This is a genomic window from Pseudoalteromonas sp. APM04 (assembly GCF_022809815.1).
Taxonomy (GTDB): domain Bacteria; phylum Pseudomonadota; class Gammaproteobacteria; order Enterobacterales; family Alteromonadaceae; genus Pseudoalteromonas; species Pseudoalteromonas marina.
In genome coordinates this window covers 122,408-137,981 of record NZ_CP094442.1, presented here as the reverse complement: position 1 = coordinate 137,981, position 15,574 = coordinate 122,408, and the positions used below count along the sequence as shown (strand labels likewise).

Annotated in this window: 11 protein-coding genes; 1 reads left to right on the top strand and 10 read right to left on the bottom strand. The window is 37.7% G+C overall.

What is annotated here, in order from left to right:
- Positions 1-16 precede the first annotated feature (16 nt).
- The 3 genes from MTP24_RS16545 to MTP24_RS16535 form a co-directional block, all read right to left on the bottom strand.
- Positions 17-595 carry a DJ-1/PfpI family protein gene (locus MTP24_RS16545; RefSeq protein ID WP_243534290.1) on the bottom strand — a complete coding sequence of 193 codons (579 nt, stop codon included), beginning with the start codon at positions 593-595 and terminating at the stop codon, positions 17-19.
- Positions 596-707: 112 nt separating this feature from the next.
- On the bottom strand, positions 708-3,908 hold the full coding sequence (locus tag MTP24_RS16540; protein WP_243534288.1) for a glycoside hydrolase family 2 TIM barrel-domain containing protein: 3,201 nt from the start codon (positions 3,906-3,908) through the stop codon (positions 708-710).
- 134 nt (positions 3,909-4,042) lie between these two features.
- A complete protein-coding gene (locus MTP24_RS16535; protein ID WP_243534286.1) occupies positions 4,043-5,284 on the bottom strand; it encodes an NADH:flavin oxidoreductase/NADH oxidase family protein in 1,242 nt (413 codons plus the stop codon).
- A 92-nt stretch (positions 5,285-5,376) separates the two neighbouring features.
- On the opposite strand from MTP24_RS16535, the gene MTP24_RS16530 reads away from it, so the two are divergent.
- Positions 5,377-5,781: a MerR family transcriptional regulator gene (locus tag MTP24_RS16530; RefSeq protein WP_243534284.1), complete on the top strand. Its 405-nt coding sequence runs from the start codon at positions 5,377-5,379 to the stop codon at positions 5,779-5,781.
- Here the strand turns inward: MTP24_RS16530 and MTP24_RS16525 are convergent.
- From MTP24_RS16525 to MTP24_RS16495, 7 genes are all read right to left on the bottom strand, one after another.
- A complete protein-coding gene (locus MTP24_RS16525) occupies positions 5,778-6,185 on the bottom strand; it encodes a hypothetical protein (RefSeq protein WP_243534282.1) in 408 nt (135 codons plus the stop codon). The genes MTP24_RS16530 and MTP24_RS16525 overlap by 4 nt on opposite strands.
- 56 nt (positions 6,186-6,241) lie before the next feature.
- Complete coding sequence (locus tag MTP24_RS16520; RefSeq protein ID WP_243534279.1) at positions 6,242-6,694, bottom strand: GNAT family N-acetyltransferase; 453 nt, start codon at positions 6,692-6,694, stop codon at positions 6,242-6,244.
- A gap of 54 nt (positions 6,695-6,748) precedes the next feature.
- On the bottom strand, positions 6,749-7,330 hold the full coding sequence (locus MTP24_RS16515; RefSeq protein WP_243534277.1) for a hypothetical protein: 582 nt from the start codon (positions 7,328-7,330) through the stop codon (positions 6,749-6,751).
- A 125-nt stretch (positions 7,331-7,455) separates the two neighbouring features.
- Positions 7,456-8,922: a DNA recombination protein RmuC gene (rmuC, locus tag MTP24_RS16510; protein WP_243534275.1), complete on the bottom strand. Its 1,467-nt coding sequence runs from the start codon at positions 8,920-8,922 to the stop codon at positions 7,456-7,458.
- Between the two features lie 666 nt (positions 8,923-9,588).
- Entirely contained in the window at positions 9,589-12,735 is a 3,147-nt protein-coding gene (locus MTP24_RS16505; RefSeq protein ID WP_243534273.1) for a DEAD/DEAH box helicase, read from the bottom strand.
- A 423-nt stretch (positions 12,736-13,158) separates the two neighbouring features.
- A complete protein-coding gene (locus MTP24_RS16500; protein ID WP_243534271.1) occupies positions 13,159-14,121 on the bottom strand; it encodes a transcriptional regulator in 963 nt (320 codons plus the stop codon).
- A gap of 15 nt (positions 14,122-14,136) precedes the next feature.
- Positions 14,137-15,375: an AAA family ATPase gene (locus MTP24_RS16495; protein ID WP_006793244.1), complete on the bottom strand. Its 1,239-nt coding sequence runs from the start codon at positions 15,373-15,375 to the stop codon at positions 14,137-14,139.
- Positions 15,376-15,574: the final 199 nt, after the last annotated feature.

The following is a 15,574-nucleotide window of genomic DNA, read 5'->3' as shown; positions in this document are numbered from 1 at the left end:
TACATTTAAGGCGTATTTAAATATTTTTGTGCCATATGTACTGCATTTGCTTTGCTGTAAGTTTTGCAAGTTCAGGGCTTATATGTTCAGCGACTAAATGTAAGCTCATATCGATACCTGCCGAAATACCCGCCGAGGTTGTAAACTTATCATGCTTTACCCAGCGCTTATTACTTATTACGTTGAGTAAAGGAAACATCGCAGCTAGGTCGTTTATGTCTTCCCAGTGAGTTGTTACATTTTTACCATTTAATAGCTCTGCCTTTGCTAATAAAAATGCGCCAGTACATACCGATGCAACGACAGGAGCTAACTGAGCTGTGCGCTTTATCCAATCAATAACAGGTGCTTTAGTAAGCTCATTATTGTGAACACCGCCAACCACTAACAATAAATCTATAGGAGGATGATCAGCAAAACTGTAATGGGGGTTTACACTGAAGCCGCCTCTCGCATTGACCGGCTGATTATGTTGCGCGACTAAAAATATATTCCACTCGTTTTTAGCTAAACGTTGAGCTGTACTAAATACTTCAAATGGGCCTGAAAAGTCGAGTACTTCAGCATCATCATATATATAAATACCTATGTTCATTTAGCGTTCCTTCTATTTCAAACGTTTAAATTAGCATGTTTTACATAAAAAAAGCCCACTATTTAAGGGGAAAAAGCGGGCTTAGGGTAGTCATTTAAAGCTTTATGTATAGCTATTTTTTAGCGTTTAACTTAACAGCTTCAATTTTATAGCTGTATTTGTAGTCTAACCATGGGAGCTCATATTCGTACAAGGGTTTACTACCCCACGAATCCGTTCCACCTACACCACGCTGCTTGTAATCTATATTTACAAAAATGTACGGGGCTTTGGTTAAATCTGATGGGTGCATATTGCGCCTATTAACTTGTTCAGTACTCTTATCGTAGTCGTGCATATCGTAGAAAGATGCATTAAAGCCAATTAAGGGATCGCCAGAGAACTTAACACCAATTCCTTTATCATCATAAAACGTAACGTACCGTACATCCGTTTTGTGACCGTTTTCTTGCGGGCGAACATACGGTACACGTAAAGAGTCAACGTCAGATTGATATAAGCCAACAAAAGCCGATGACTTACGATCGTCGTAGTTTTCGTGAGGCCCTCGGCCATACCACTGTACGTTTTTAAAGTTCTCGTTCACAACAAACTGCATACCTAATCTGGGTAAGGCTGAGTACGAATTATGAGGTGCAGCATAAAAGTAAACATCTACATCAACTACGCCATTGCCATTTATTGTGTATGTTGTGAAGTACCGACTTTCAACGTTATTTAATGTGTGCTCTGTTTCGACTTTGTATTGTGTTGAGGATACTTTTTTACTACTAAAACTAGTCAGTGTTGTATTTGATCCCGCGTGTTGCCACACAGCAAACGAGTCACCATATCCCTTTTGCGGTAAATCATTATCGGTAGGCGCACGCCAAAAGTTAGGCTGCACAGGTTGGTCTACACTATTGGCTAGTAATGGCTTTCTAAAGACATTAATTTCATTTAATAAGCCTGTTTTTTTGTTAAACGTAAATTGAGCGTTTTTAGTAGAAAAAGCTAAAGAATTTTCAGAATCCTTTACTTTTAACGAGGCTGATTTTGTATTATTAGTCAGTGCAAAGCCTGTTAATGCTAGTTGCTCTGACGCAACTACATGACCCGTTGGCAATGTATTTTTAGCGTTTTTGAGAACGGCTTGTACATTTAAAAAATATTCAATTCCTGCTTTTAGTTTTGTTTTAATTGGCAAACTAACACGCTGAGATGTTTGTGGTTTGGCATTAATACCAAGGTTAGCACCTTGCTCTACTTCAACACCGTTGGCCATTAGCTGCCATGACAAAGTAAAGTCAGACAGGTCGGCAAAAAACTGTTTGTTAATTACATTTATTTCGTAAGGTGTTTTGCTCGTTAACTCAAAGTCGATGTTTTGCTGTACTTGTTTAACCTCCCACAAATAAGGGTAGGGCGTTCTGTCGGCGTAAACTAACCCATTTGCAGCAAAACTTTTTGCGCTTACTGCAAATGGAGGCTCTAAGTCGCCACCATATGCCCAAAAAAGCTCACCTTTACTGTTTTTCATGGCAAAAGTTTGATCGACCCAATCCCAAATAAAACCGCCTTGTAGCTGTGAGTATTTTTCAAAGGCCTGCCAATATTCTTCAAGGTTACCTAACGAATTACCCATTGCGTGTTCGTATTCAATTAAAATCATGGGTCTTGATACATCATGCATTGTTTTAGCATAGCGAATAGCCGATTGGATTGGCGCATACATTTGACCGTATACGTCGGTGTGGCGCCTTAACTGTGCTTGTTCAGATACAACTGGAAACCCTGGGGCTTGACGCTTTAGCCAATCGTACGACGCCTCTAAATTAATACCATCGCCCGATTCATTACCCAGTGAGCGCATTACAACCGATGGATTATTTTTAGAACGGTGATACATGTTTGAAATGCGATCTATGTATGCATTTTGCCAACTAAGCTTATTTACCAAGTGTGCCGAGGGGTCGTACTTACCTTGGTTTGCGGCTCCCATTCCATGTGACTCAATATTAGCTTCGTCCATAACGTATAAGCCATATTTGTCTGCAAGGTGATAAATGTACGGATCTTGCGGGTAATGAGCCATTCGTATTGCATTAATATTAAAGGCCTTCATTAATGCAACGTCTTTTTCCATAGACTCTTTAGAAACGACGTGCCCTGTTTCTGGGTCGTGCTCATGTCTATTTACACCTTTAAATAAAACTGGTTTGCCGTTAACTAAAATATTACCATTTTTTAATTCACTGCTTCTAAAGCCTATTGATTTTCCAATCCACTCAACAACCTTATCATTACTATTACGTAAGCCTATTTTTAATTTATAAAGGTTAGGAATTTCAGCACTCCAAGGCAGTACATCATTTACTTTAAACACTGTTTTTACTTGCGTACTTTGTTGTTTTTTTATTTTAGGAACTGACAATGTTTTAGTACTCATTACCTTATCGTTTGCGTCTAAAAGTGAAACGAGTAAGTCAAAGTTAGTTTGGGTTTGCTTAGTGTGGTTTTGTACTGTTGTGGTTAGCGTTAGTTCACCGTTTGTGTAATTGTCAATCAAAGTGGTATTAGCTTCAAAATCACTTATACGCACTTTTGGCGCTGCATATAAATACACATCGCGCTCAATACCACTCATACGCCACATGTCTTGGCATTCAAAGTAAGACCCTGTTGAATAGCGGTAAACTTGTAATGCTAAAGTATTTTCACCTTTAGAAACGTATGGCGTAATATCAAATTCGGCGGCAGTTTTAGAATCTTCTGAATAACCAACTTGCTGACCATTTACATAAATATAGAACGCAGACTTTACCGCCCCAAAATGAATAAGGATTTGTTTGTTATTCCAGCTTTCGTCGATGTTAATTATTTTTCGGTATGAGCCAACAGGATTATAGTAACGCGGCAGCTCAATTTGCTCAGTATTAGGTATTAAACAGTAGTGAGAGTGATAAAAAGGAGAACCGTAACCATTTAGCTCCCAATTGGCAGGGACGGCTATTTCATCCCAGCTTGCGTCATTGAAGGTTACTTTTTCAAATCCGTTTGGTTTTCTACTAGGCGAGTCAACCCAGTTAAACTTCCACTGCCCATTTAGTAATTTATAACTATCTAACTGCCAAGGCTCTAGTGTAAATGCGTTTTGCTCATTTGCTGTAGGATAATAGAACGCGCGGGGTGGGAGTTTATTTACTCTAAATATACTTGGATCCTGCCAAGCCTGAGCAACTTGCTGTTCTATTGCAATGCTTTGCAAGCTAGTTATTAATAAATAAAGTCCCCCAAAGCATAGAAGCTTTTTTAGATAACCTTTAAGCCGCATCCTGTTCTCCTTTAATTTTTTATCATATAAATATGCTAATTAAACTTTAGCGTATTTTTAACAATTAAGAAACCTAATTAATAGAGACTACAACGGCGGCTATGGGGACTATTTCTAATCAACTAAGTTTCAGACTATTCAATATAATGTTTTTTATAGCGCTTTGTTAATTTAAGAGATCTAATTTGGTCGTAAATTAAAGTAAATACTGCTGATGCATTTACTTTCGCACCTTTGCCTTGGCCTATACGACGAATTTGCCTTTTTACTAATGCCATGGTGGCAAGGCCTGCTATGGTTTTATCTTTAATCTGAACGTTTGGCGCTGCAGGAATAAACTCGGGTTGTTTTTGCCAAATATTGACTAAATCAGGTTTATACGCAAGTGCCGTTGCAATACCGGCCAAAGCTACGCCAGAATCAATAACATTATTAGCCACTGATAGGCGACTAATACCACCCGTGGTCATAATTGGAATACTTGATTGTTCACTAATTGTTTTAGCAAATTCTAAAAAGTACGCTTCACGAGCGAGTGTACGTTCATCGGCCGTTTTACCTTGCATGGCGGGTGCCTCGTAACTACCGCCCGAAAGCTCAACAAAATCTATATTTAAGTCACTTAATAGGGTAATTACTGCTTGGGCGTCGCTAGGTTCAAATCCACCACGCTGAAAATCAGCCGAATTTAATTTAACCGATACCGAAAAGTTATTTGCGCAACTAGCCTTAATCTTTTGCGTTATTTGTGTGAGTAAACGCGCTCGATTTTCAAGGCTACCACCGTATTTATCATCACGCTTATTGGTTAAAGGCGATAAAAACTGTGCTAATAAGTAACCATGAGCCGCATGTATTTGCACGCCATCGAACCCTGCCTTTTGTGCTTGTAATGCCGTATTTGTGAATCGCTCAATCACATCATCAATTTCATTGTGTGTCATTGCTTTTGGCTGGCCAAATAAATGAGAGTGTTTTCCCATGCTTAATGCCACGTTGGAGGCTGAAAGAACCTTTCCCCCCATTTTTTTAAACACTTGACGACCTGGGTGATTAATTTGCATCACAATTTTACTGTCGTTTTGCTGCCCTAAACGCGCAAGCTCCGCAAAAGGCGTTACATCGGTATTATGCTCAAGCGCAAGGCCACCGGGGCCAGTCATAGCTAAGTGATCAACCATTACATTGCCGGTAATAATTAAACCAACCCCACCCTCAGCCCATGCGTTATAACAATTTTTAAGTACTTGAGAGGGTGTGAGATCGGCTTCTGCTAGATTTTCTTCCATGGCCGCTTTTACTAGCCTATTTTTTAATACTAAACCGCTAGGTAAAGTAACCGATGTAAATACGCTCTGTTGTTGATTTTTTGGCATGTTAGGAACCAATTAAATTGACATTAACGCCACTATAACTTTAAAGTCAGCTTTAAGGTCAAGGCAGTATTTATAACTAATTTAGGACCACTATGAAAATAAGTGAGCTTGCAAAACTTGTTGGCGTTGCCCCCAGTACAATTCGTTATTACGAAGGTAAAGGTTTATTGCCGAAGGGTAGCCGCAACAGTAATGGTTATAGGCAATACGACCATTCAAGCATTGAGCAAATAAAAATGATTAAGTTTGCACAAAGTTTAGGGTTTTCGTTAGAGGAGATACCCACATTAAAAACGCCAGAAAACGATCTGGATCACACTGTTGTTATTGAGCGTTTGCAGCAAAAGCAAAACGAAGCGAATGCGCTGATTGCTCAGCTGCAAAAAAAGTCGCAGCGTATTGGTGATTTAGTCACGCAATTAAATGCAAGCTGGTCAAATGGACAATGTTTAACACAACAACAAATGAGTGACTTATTGGATGAGGTTCAGTTTTAACGGTTAGGTGCTTTGATGTGTGTTAAGAATACCCAAGCAAAAAACAGCATAAACACAAAATCGTTGATACCGTAAATACTGTAAAAAATCCCCGCGAATACATCTTTATCGTAAACGTCATCAAGGTTATTGTTTGCTAACCATAATGACCAAGCAACAACATAAACCAGTTTTTCAATTACGAAAGCGCCAGCTAACCACCTTATATTGGAGGTAATAAAAGCACTAGCCAAATATGCCAAGCCCCATATAACAATCATTAACAAACCAAAATTAGACATAACAACAGGGTCTAGTTCGTTTATTGTGGAATTTGTAAATAGCCGTGAGAACAGTAAAACGCCACCTATATTCATGGCTGCAGCCATAATAAAACCAAATTTAATTAGTTTATTTTTTGTCATTTTTTTCTTCCTATCAGGCTTATTAATTAAAGCGGAAAACTTAATCACATATTTTGTTAGTGAACTTCAATCTGCATTGCTGTTTTTAAAATACCATGTGCGGGCAACCATTGTTTATATTCAGAAAAGCCATGTTTTTTATATAAATTTATTGCTGGCGTATTTGCTACAGCCGTTTCCACTATAGCTTTATTATACGTATGCAAAGTAAGCGCATGAGCAATTAACTTCCCTGCGATTCCTTTTTTAAAGTAGCGAGGGTGCACTGTTAAGCTTTCGATACTTAAGCACTTATTTTTTACTGTAATTTCTATGACCCCCGCAAGCGTACTCTCATAATAAAAACCATAAAATAGCGCGTTGCTGCGCACAATGGCATGCTGCGTTCTACTAAGAGGGGGAAAATGTTCAACCTTTATTAAAAGCGCCTCTATTTTATAAGCACATTGAAAAACGTTATAAATTTGCTCGGCAACAGAAGGAACTGCATTTTTTAGTTGAGTGATCATTTTAATTTCACTTATTTATTTTTAGATACTGCAGCGATTGGAAAAAATGAATTATTAATTGCTATATTCAATTAGCTCTTCAACGTATAAATACCCTTTTTGACGCTGAGTTAACTTAATGAATGTTTTTAGTGTTGGTGCATACAAGTGTATGTCTTGTGTGTCGGCTGAATAGCCTCTCGAATTAGTAATTTTACCCGTGTACTCAATGGTGTAGGCTTTATATGTGCCAGATTCTACTTTTTCATCTTTAAAAGAGACAACTTTAGCGTTTTGAATTGTTGAGCCTTTGGTGCCATCTTCGCTTTCCCAGTGCTCTTCAAACACCCATGTTTTGCCTACATATAACGGCCAATAATAACGCGAGGTTTTGCTGTTATTTGGTTTTGTTAATACCTTTAGTAACGTAGATCCCTTAGCCGTTAACATACTAAGTGCGCCATTTTTGCTGACTATTTGTTTAGTATCGGTGCCTTGTGCACGTATTTCATTGCTAGGTGTTACCCCTTTATATTTCCATACCCACTTTTCCCCTTCACTATAATCAGCTTCTGTTGGCTGATACGCTTTTTCATCTGAAGCTTGGGCAAAAAAGCTTATTAGGCTTAAGGCAAAAATAATAAATTTAGCGTTCATTCACGTTGTTCCTTTTATTGATTTTTTTATGTGTGTTCAAACCTAATAATTAGGTGTATTGACCTAAAAAAAAGTGTGAGAAATAGCGCTTACACTTTATAAGCGCTTTTATAAAGCTAAAAGGACTAATCTAACTCTAACTGTGCTCGCTCTACGCTCTCGTTGGGTAACTCTTTTTGAACAGATACACCAAGCTCTTTAAATTCGGCGGCTTGTTTAATTAAGTTTCCCTTACCTCGGTAAAGCTGAGAAAAGGCCTTGTCGTAACTTTCTTTTGCTCGGTCTAATTGTTTACCAACACCTTCCATGCTGAGTAAAAAGCCATTTAATTTGTTGTAGAAGCGCTCTGCACGATTTGCCAGCTCCTTTGAATATTTAGTTTGCTCTTCAAAACGCCACAGCTGTTTAACAATATTTAAACTGGTTAACAGCGTAGTGGGAGTAGCGACCAGAATGTTTTTTTCTATCGCTTGTTGATAAATATCGCTTTGATATTTAAGCGCCTCTACAAAGGCTGACTCTATAGGTACAAACATAATGACAACCTCTGGCGAATTTAACCCAGGAAGGCGGTCATATGATTTACTGGCTAGTTCGTTTATTCGAGCCGTAACTGCATTTACATGCTCTTTAATTGCTTGATTAGCATCAAGTTCATTTTCAGCATTTACATAACGGGTGTAGGCATTAAGGGATGTTTTTGCATCTATAACTAAATGACGCTCTTGTGGTAAGTACACTACAACATCTGGGCGCAAACGACCGTCCTCGGTATTAAACGACACTTCGCGTTTGTAATCGGTACCCGCGCGTAAGCCTGCGCTATCAAGCACGTTTTCAAGCATCAGCTCTCCCCAGTTACCTTGGGTTTTCTTTTGCCCTTGTAAGGCGTTACTTAGCTTATCGGCTTGTTCGGTGATGGATTGGCTTTTGGCTTGTAAGTGTAAAAGCTCAGTTTTTAATTGTGCACGCTGTTTTAAGTCCTCAACATGAATTGATTCCATTTTATCTCTAAAGCCTTTTAACTCACCTTGAACGGGTTTAAGCAGTTGTTCAATACTTTCTTGGTTAGTCACTTTAAAGCTTTGGGTTTTTTCATCGAGGATTTTATTGGCTAAATTTTCAAACTCTTTTTTAAGTACGTTTTTACTTTCTTCTATTTGAGCTAACTGCTCAGTAAAGCTTTGCTGCTTTTGCTCAAGCATAGTTCGCATGGAGTTAAGCTCTACATTGCGTTGATTATATTGTGCACGCAACTGCGTTATTTCGGTTTCGGCTTTTTGCCAAAACTGATTGTATTGCATGCTTTGTTTTTCTTGTTCACTGCAACGCGTTTTAAAATGCTGCGCTTCGTCGCGCTGTTCTTGGTGGCTATGCTCAAGCAACTCATGTTCATCTTGTAAGGCGCTAAGTTGCTCAGCTTTGTTATCGAACTGACTTTGTAATAAAGAGAGTTGCTGTTGTTGCTCGTTAATTGTTTTTTTTAATTTTCTGCGAGGCAAAACACCAATAACACTATAAAGCACAACACCTGCTGTAAACCCTGCAGCTGTGCTTACCCAATCAATTTGGGTGAGTATTTGAGTAATCATAAAATAAACTTATAAAATTTATGGACATGCCATCATAACGAATAAGTTTGAGTAGAAGTAGGGGGTAACAAATAACAGCCATAAAAAAAGCCAGTTCAAATGAACTGGCTCAACCATTACTAAATAAGTAACACAACAGGGGAATCAACATGAAACTTGAATTAACTGCAATTAATCAACAAGCACAATAGTAGACGCCCTGTTTTGAATTAAGTTCATTAAAAGATCTAATTATTTTAAAAAACTGATCTTTGGCAAATAAAGCATTAAACGGTAAAAATTAAACATAAAAAAAGCCAGTTCAAAATGAACTGGCTTGATCATTACTAAATAAGTAACTAAATGGGGGGGAATCAACATGAAAACTTGTGTTAACTGCAATTAATCAACAAGCATAGTAGTAGACGCCCTGCGTTCAAATAAGTTCAAAAAAAAGATCAAATTAATTTAAATAACTTTAGCCCCGACTAATAAGCAACTAAACACTAAAAACAGGCATAAAAAAAGCCAGTTCAAAATAAACTGGCTTAATCATTACTAAAAATTAGTAACTAAATAGGGAATCAACATGAAAACTTGTGTTAACTGCAATTAATCAACAAGCATAATAGTAGACGCCCTGCATTTAAATAAGTTCAAAAAAGATCGCACTAATTTTAAAATAAATTAATTTTTTATAAGTGACAGCATTTGTTGCTCATCGAACTGTGTAAAACTCATTGATTTGTCTGTAAATAATGCATCAACAAGTGCTTGTTTATCTTCTTGCATTTTAAATACTTTTTGTTCAATTGAATGACTCATAATCAACTTATAAACAAAAACTGGGTTTGTTTGCCCAATACGATAGGCACGATCGGTGGCTTGTTTTTCTACTGCGGGGTTCCACCATGGATCGAAATGAATAACCGTATCGGCTTGCGTTAAATTAAGCCCAGTGCCGCCTGCTTTTAAGCTAATTAAAAAAACAGACGTTTTGCCACTGGTAAACTCATCTATAACTTTATCGCGATGGCGAGTTTGGCCTGTTAATAAACTAAAGTTAATATCCAACTCACTTAATTGCTTTGCAATTAAATCTAACGCTGATGTAAATTGGCTAAATATAATTACTTTACGCCCCAAACTTAGCATTAAAGGGAGGTGACTAGATAACCATTCTAATTTGGCAGACCCGGCTTGTGTATCAGGTTCAATGAGCTTTGGATGACAACAAATTTGTCTTAGCTTCAGTAAAGCCTCTAAAAAGGCAAGTTTACTTTTTTGAACGCCTTGCTCAGCAAATAAATCAATAAGTTTTTCTTCAAGGGCACGTGTTATTCCTTGATACATTTCTTTTTGTTTGGGCTCAAACTCAAACTCTTTCGTTATTTCTGTTTTTTGCGGCAGTTCTTGCGCCACTTGTGCTTTTGTTCGGCGCAGTATAAACGGCATTATGAGTGCTTTTAATTGCTCTGCACGCTGCATGTCGGCCTCACGCTCAATAGGCGTTTGAAAATGTTGTTTAAAATGAGCCTGAGAGCCTAAAAGGGAGGGCATAGCAAAGTCGAGTAAAGACTTGAGTTCAAGCAAGTTGTTTTCGATTGGGGTACCGCTTAAGCACAATTTAAAATCAGCATTAAGACGTTTTACCAATCGAGATACTTGCGCCGTGTCATTTTTAATATATTGCGCTTCGTCTAGCACTATATTTTCAAAAAAAAGCGGTGAGTAATAAGCTATATCACGTTTTAACAAAGGGTAAGTAGTCAATATACACTGTGCTTGCGCTAGGTGTTGCAGTGGCTCGTTACGATTAGACCCAAATATGGTGGTTACCTTTAATCCTTTGGTAAATTTAAGTATTTCGTTTTGCCAGTTACTCACTAAACTGGTTGGACACACGATTAGTGTAGGACCTGCCTGCGGACGATTGTACGTACTCGTTAAAAACGCAATAACCTGCAGTGTTTTACCCAACCCCATATCGTCAGCTAAAATGCCACCAAGTTTGTGGCGTTTTAAAAAACTCAGCCAATCAACACCTTGCTGTTGATACTCTCTAAGTTCGACAGACTCATTTAAACCATGCAACGATACGCTCGGCAATGTTTTATGTGTATTGTTAAGCTCCTCAAGATAGAGCTCGAGTGAGTCGTCGTGCAGCTCAACATTAATTGCAGTGTGTTTTACAAGTTCTGGCAAGTACGAAAGCGGTATATTGAATTCGTCACGTGTTTTTACAAACTCAAAACGTTGCTTAAAATCAGACAAAACGTTCATGGCTGACTTATTGATAACACCAAATTGGCGGCCAACAGGGTAGTAATGAAATAACTGACTTTGTCGATTTAACGATTGATAAAGTGAATCTTCGTTGCTAAAAAGTTGTGAAAGCTTGCTGCTGTTAATAAGCACTTTACAGTGCACTTGATGCCCTGCAGCTCTATTAGCAATCAGTGTAACTTCACTTTGCGGATTGGCGATATCCATCTTACCAACAGTTACTTTCCAACCATGCTCTTTAAAGCTAGGAAATACCTCGTAAGTTAACCAGTGCAAATGAATTGCTGATTGCTTATTAAAAGTAAACTCGCTTTGTAAACCCCCTTTACAAAATTCAAAACCTAAATTAACAAGCTCATTGGTTACTGTGTTTTCAAACGCGCTGTTAATTAAATTATTTGGCGCTGTACCTGCGGGGTAATGTTTATTTTTATACTTAAATGATAAAGACAGCCTTAAATCAGCCTCTTCCATAGTCACTTTAATTACTGCATTACTCGCTGTATGCGGTAAAACAGATTGCGTATTGGTAGGATGGGGAATAACACCCGCACCAAAGTTATCTGCAAGCTGTTTATAAATACGGTCGAAATTAGGGCTGTGTATTGCAGGCATGGTTTGTAAGTGGGCTATTTCATCGCCACTTAACGGTGTGCGTATACGGCCAACTTTTAAGTGGTCAAGGTCAAGGTATGTAGGAGGTGTAGTTTTGAGTACCGCCCAATTTTTACTTTGTTCTAAATTAACGACTAATTTTGTACGCTCTTTTTCTTGTTGCCAATTAAAACTAAGCGCCTGGCCACTTTGAGGCTTTATTGCAGTTCGAGAACGATGCAAAAATAAGCGCTCGGTTGCAATCAACTGCTGTAACGCGCTAAACCCCCATTGACCTTTTAACTCAAGACTACCAACTGCATTTTGTGAACGGATCCAACTATAAAGTCTAAAGTCGCTTTCAAGTAAATCATTTGGCGTTATAAAGCTATTTAATTGTTGGTCGGTTAGATTGCGCCCTAAGGTATAATTTTGGTCTTTGTCGAAATTAGCTATTTTAGGAGATATAAATACTTTTTTATTTTCAACACTTAATACAAAAAGTAGTACTTGAGATGGTGTTGTTGATTCGGTACTTTTAAGTGTACTTAATTCGCTGAACCAATCATTTATAAAATAGTCTTCGCCATACTCACCGGAGTGCTCAATTTTGAGCTTTAACAAAATGGCTGCTAGGTGTAGGCATTTAGATTTGATATTACAGGTACAGTGGGTATCAACAGAATAACCTGTTGGTAATTTACTGATCTCGATTCGCTGATTATAAGAGGCACCGGTATCACTTTGAACGGTTGAGTCTATCACCGAAAAATCACTGTTATGTTCTAACCAGGCGATTTTACCATTTTTATAATACGCTTTACCCTTTGCCAACACGTTTGGCTTAAAAAGTTTATTTATAAAACGCTCAGAAAGAGGAAACTGGGTAGCCTGCTCATTTTTAATTTCTTCAAAAATAGCCAGTAAATCATTTTTTGATAAGTTAGCAGACATGTCACTCAAAGGATTAATTTTTTAAAATAATTTTCCCAGTATATGCCTTATAAGCGCTGAGCTAAAGCACTATTCACAGTAATGTAAACTGGTTGGAGTTGATAGGTTAGTAAAAATTCGGTTTATGATGGTAAACGGTAGCGTAATAAAAAACGAACAGTAACCCACAAATAACAAACAAAATATAAACACCTTACACACAGCGTAGGGGCTTTACAGATCATAATTTTACTAAGAGATAAGATAACTACAGAAGAAGGACCAGGAAATGGATAGTAGTTAGTAAAAAAATGATCTCATTAAGGCTATTTGAGTAAAACAGCTATAACAACACTAATATAGATCAAATTTTTACTAACTAGACAGACTACTAGATCATAGTTTAACTAACTTATAGGACCAAGCAGATCGTTATTTTACTAACTAATTAAATGCACTTAATAACTTAGTCAACTGCTCTAAACGTTTGTCGGTCATTACTTTATTATTAATTTTAATCGACACATCGCCACTTTTTAAGTTTCGTTGCAACATCACATACTCGTTTTCCAACACAGCTTCTTTCTTTGAAGGTGCTTGAGGTTCAGCAGTCAATAACTTAGTGATAGCCATAGCACGCTTGTCGTCACTTGTAATGGCGTTTACCTCAGTATTACTAGCAACATCAGCTACTAACTGGTTAAAGCTCTCAGCATCGCGCTCCTTGGCAATAACAAGCTTTTTAGCGACTTCTCTACCAACGTGATTTGCTGTTGGGTACAAAGCAATAACAGAAGACGGTATTTGCTCATACGCTTTTATTGCATCTGCAATTGCTGTGTGGGATACCCCTTCAATGGCTGCAATTTCGCGATACGATCCTTTTTTACCTTTTTCAAGAAGTTCGTTTTTGGTTTGTTGATAAGCTTGACCTAATTCCCACAAGCTGGGTGCTATGTATTGGTCAGACGAAACAGCTAAAATTTTAGCATCTTGCTCTGTGAAATCGCTTGAACTTAAAGCAAGATAATCTGCATTACCTAGGATACACGCCATTCTGCGGCGAGAACCAGCGAGTACTAAACTTGTATCTCCTTGTTCCCAAAGCAGAGCAGGATGCTGATTTCGTCCGTCTTCACGAATAGCAGGAAGAATATCCGACACCGATTTTTCGTTTAAAAGCGACTGAGCACGACGGTTTTTGCCATAAACATGAGTCGTTTTTTCAATATCAGCATGTGAGATTACTTTACAAACAAGGGTAATTTGTCGCGAAGAATCACTCGGTGCAGGCATTTTAATTACATCGCCAGCATTAGCTTGTTCTAAAAGTGCATCAAGGCTGCTATTTCCTACAGCTGTTGCAAATGGGTCTAAGCGGGTGTCGTTTTTACGTTTTTTAGCCATTATTATTTAACATCCTTACTTAGGTGTATTTAATTTTGATTGAGTAGACTGCCAGTTTGATCGGATCAGCATTTCAAGTTCATCAACAACATCTTTAATATTTTCTTGTGCTCGCATAAGAGATTCGCGACTTGCTAAACTGTCTGATGCTTTTTGATCAAAAATGGTATTGAACGATGATGAGCTCGCCGTGATAGCTGAACTGTGGTTAATTGGGTAACTCATTACTTGGCGACCAAAAGCACTACGTACATCTTTAACAATATCACGTTGTGAATGGTTACCTTTTACGTAATTAGTAACTAAAAACTGCATAAAGTCCCAACCTTCATGGCCTAGTGCGGCAACAGTATGATAAATCTCACCTAAACGTTTTAAATATTTATTATTAGCATCAAAATCAACAGCTTCTGGATGAACAGGAATTAACATAGCTGTAGATGCCATTAATGCATTATAAAACATAAAGTTGAGGGTAGGGGCAGTGTCGATTAGTAATATGTCGAACTCGTCTTTTACCGGATCAATTACTTTTTCGAGTAATTTATGATAATGACGTGTTTCTTCATAATTTGATGTGTCTTTGAGTAAAGTTGCGGTTTCGTGTTCAAAGTAAAAGTCATCCATACCTGAAGGTAAAACACGAATATTAGGAATATGTGTTGGTAAAAATGAACTTGAAACAAATTCTGGCCAGGTTTCACCGTCGTCTAAGTCGATACAATCGCGCATTAGATCTCCGACAGTAATGGGATCGTGCTCACTCGATGGGAAAAAACTCGATGAAGAACCTTGAGGGTCTAAATCTATAATCCCAATTCGGTATCGCTTAATATTAGTGGTGGCAAGTGCCGCTGCAATATTAACCATACTGGTTGTTTTCCCACAGCCCCCTTTGAGTGAATTAATAACAATAACTTGTAGTTTATCACTATCAGAACGGTGATCTGGCTTTATGTCCATAATATCTGCCATTGCAAATATATTAACCAATGTGTAAGCATAATGGCCGTTAGCGCCCCGTTTGATATTCAAATCGTCAAAGTCGCCATTATCATGACGACGTTTTAGTGTACGATTGTTACATCCTAATAAATCAGCGGCTGCTTTTTGGGTGTATGTTCTTAATTCTTTTTCTTCTGATTTAAGATGAGCGCGATAATGTTGAATACGTCCTTCTAATGACTTTTCAGCAACTTCGGCAGTTGCTTTTAAAAGTCGATAGGTATCAAGCGCATTATTGTTAATTGACATACTTTCCTTCCTCAAAGTTAAGCAATTAGTATAATGTCCATTCAAATACCTGTAAACAACTATTTATGACGACATGTGTTTTAAAAAGAAGACATCATAATATAAATTTACACCTTTAATATTGCTTAGTATAAATAAAGAAGTTTAAAGGTGGTTAAATATATAAGGTAATAAAGGTTAAGAGGTTAAAAGTGTATAT

Bases quoted from the DNA above. Each gene is read 5' to 3' on its own strand.
- MTP24_RS16545 (WP_243534290.1), bottom strand. From the start codon at position 595: ATGAACATAGGTATTTATATATATGATGATGCTGAAGTACTCGACTTT.
- MTP24_RS16540 (WP_243534288.1), bottom strand. From the start codon at position 3,908: ATGCGGCTTAAAGGTTATCTAAAAAAGCTTCTATGCTTTGGGGGACTT.
- MTP24_RS16535 (WP_243534286.1), bottom strand. From the start codon at position 5,284: ATGCCAAAAAATCAACAACAGAGCGTATTTACATCGGTTACTTTACCT.
- MTP24_RS16530 (WP_243534284.1), top strand. From the start codon at position 5,377: ATGAAAATAAGTGAGCTTGCAAAACTTGTTGGCGTTGCCCCCAGTACA.
- MTP24_RS16525 (WP_243534282.1), bottom strand. From the start codon at position 6,185: ATGACAAAAAATAAACTAATTAAATTTGGTTTTATTATGGCTGCAGCC.
- MTP24_RS16520 (WP_243534279.1), bottom strand. From the start codon at position 6,694: ATGATCACTCAACTAAAAAATGCAGTTCCTTCTGTTGCCGAGCAAATT.
- MTP24_RS16515 (WP_243534277.1), bottom strand. From the start codon at position 7,330: ATGAACGCTAAATTTATTATTTTTGCCTTAAGCCTAATAAGCTTTTTT.
- rmuC (WP_243534275.1), bottom strand. From the start codon at position 8,922: ATGATTACTCAAATACTCACCCAAATTGATTGGGTAAGCACAGCTGCA.
- MTP24_RS16505 (WP_243534273.1), bottom strand. From the start codon at position 12,735: ATGTCTGCTAACTTATCAAAAAATGATTTACTGGCTATTTTTGAAGAA.
- MTP24_RS16500 (WP_243534271.1), bottom strand. From the start codon at position 14,121: ATGGCTAAAAAACGTAAAAACGACACCCGCTTAGACCCATTTGCAACA.
- MTP24_RS16495 (WP_006793244.1), bottom strand. From the start codon at position 15,375: ATGTCAATTAACAATAATGCGCTTGATACCTATCGACTTTTAAAAGCA.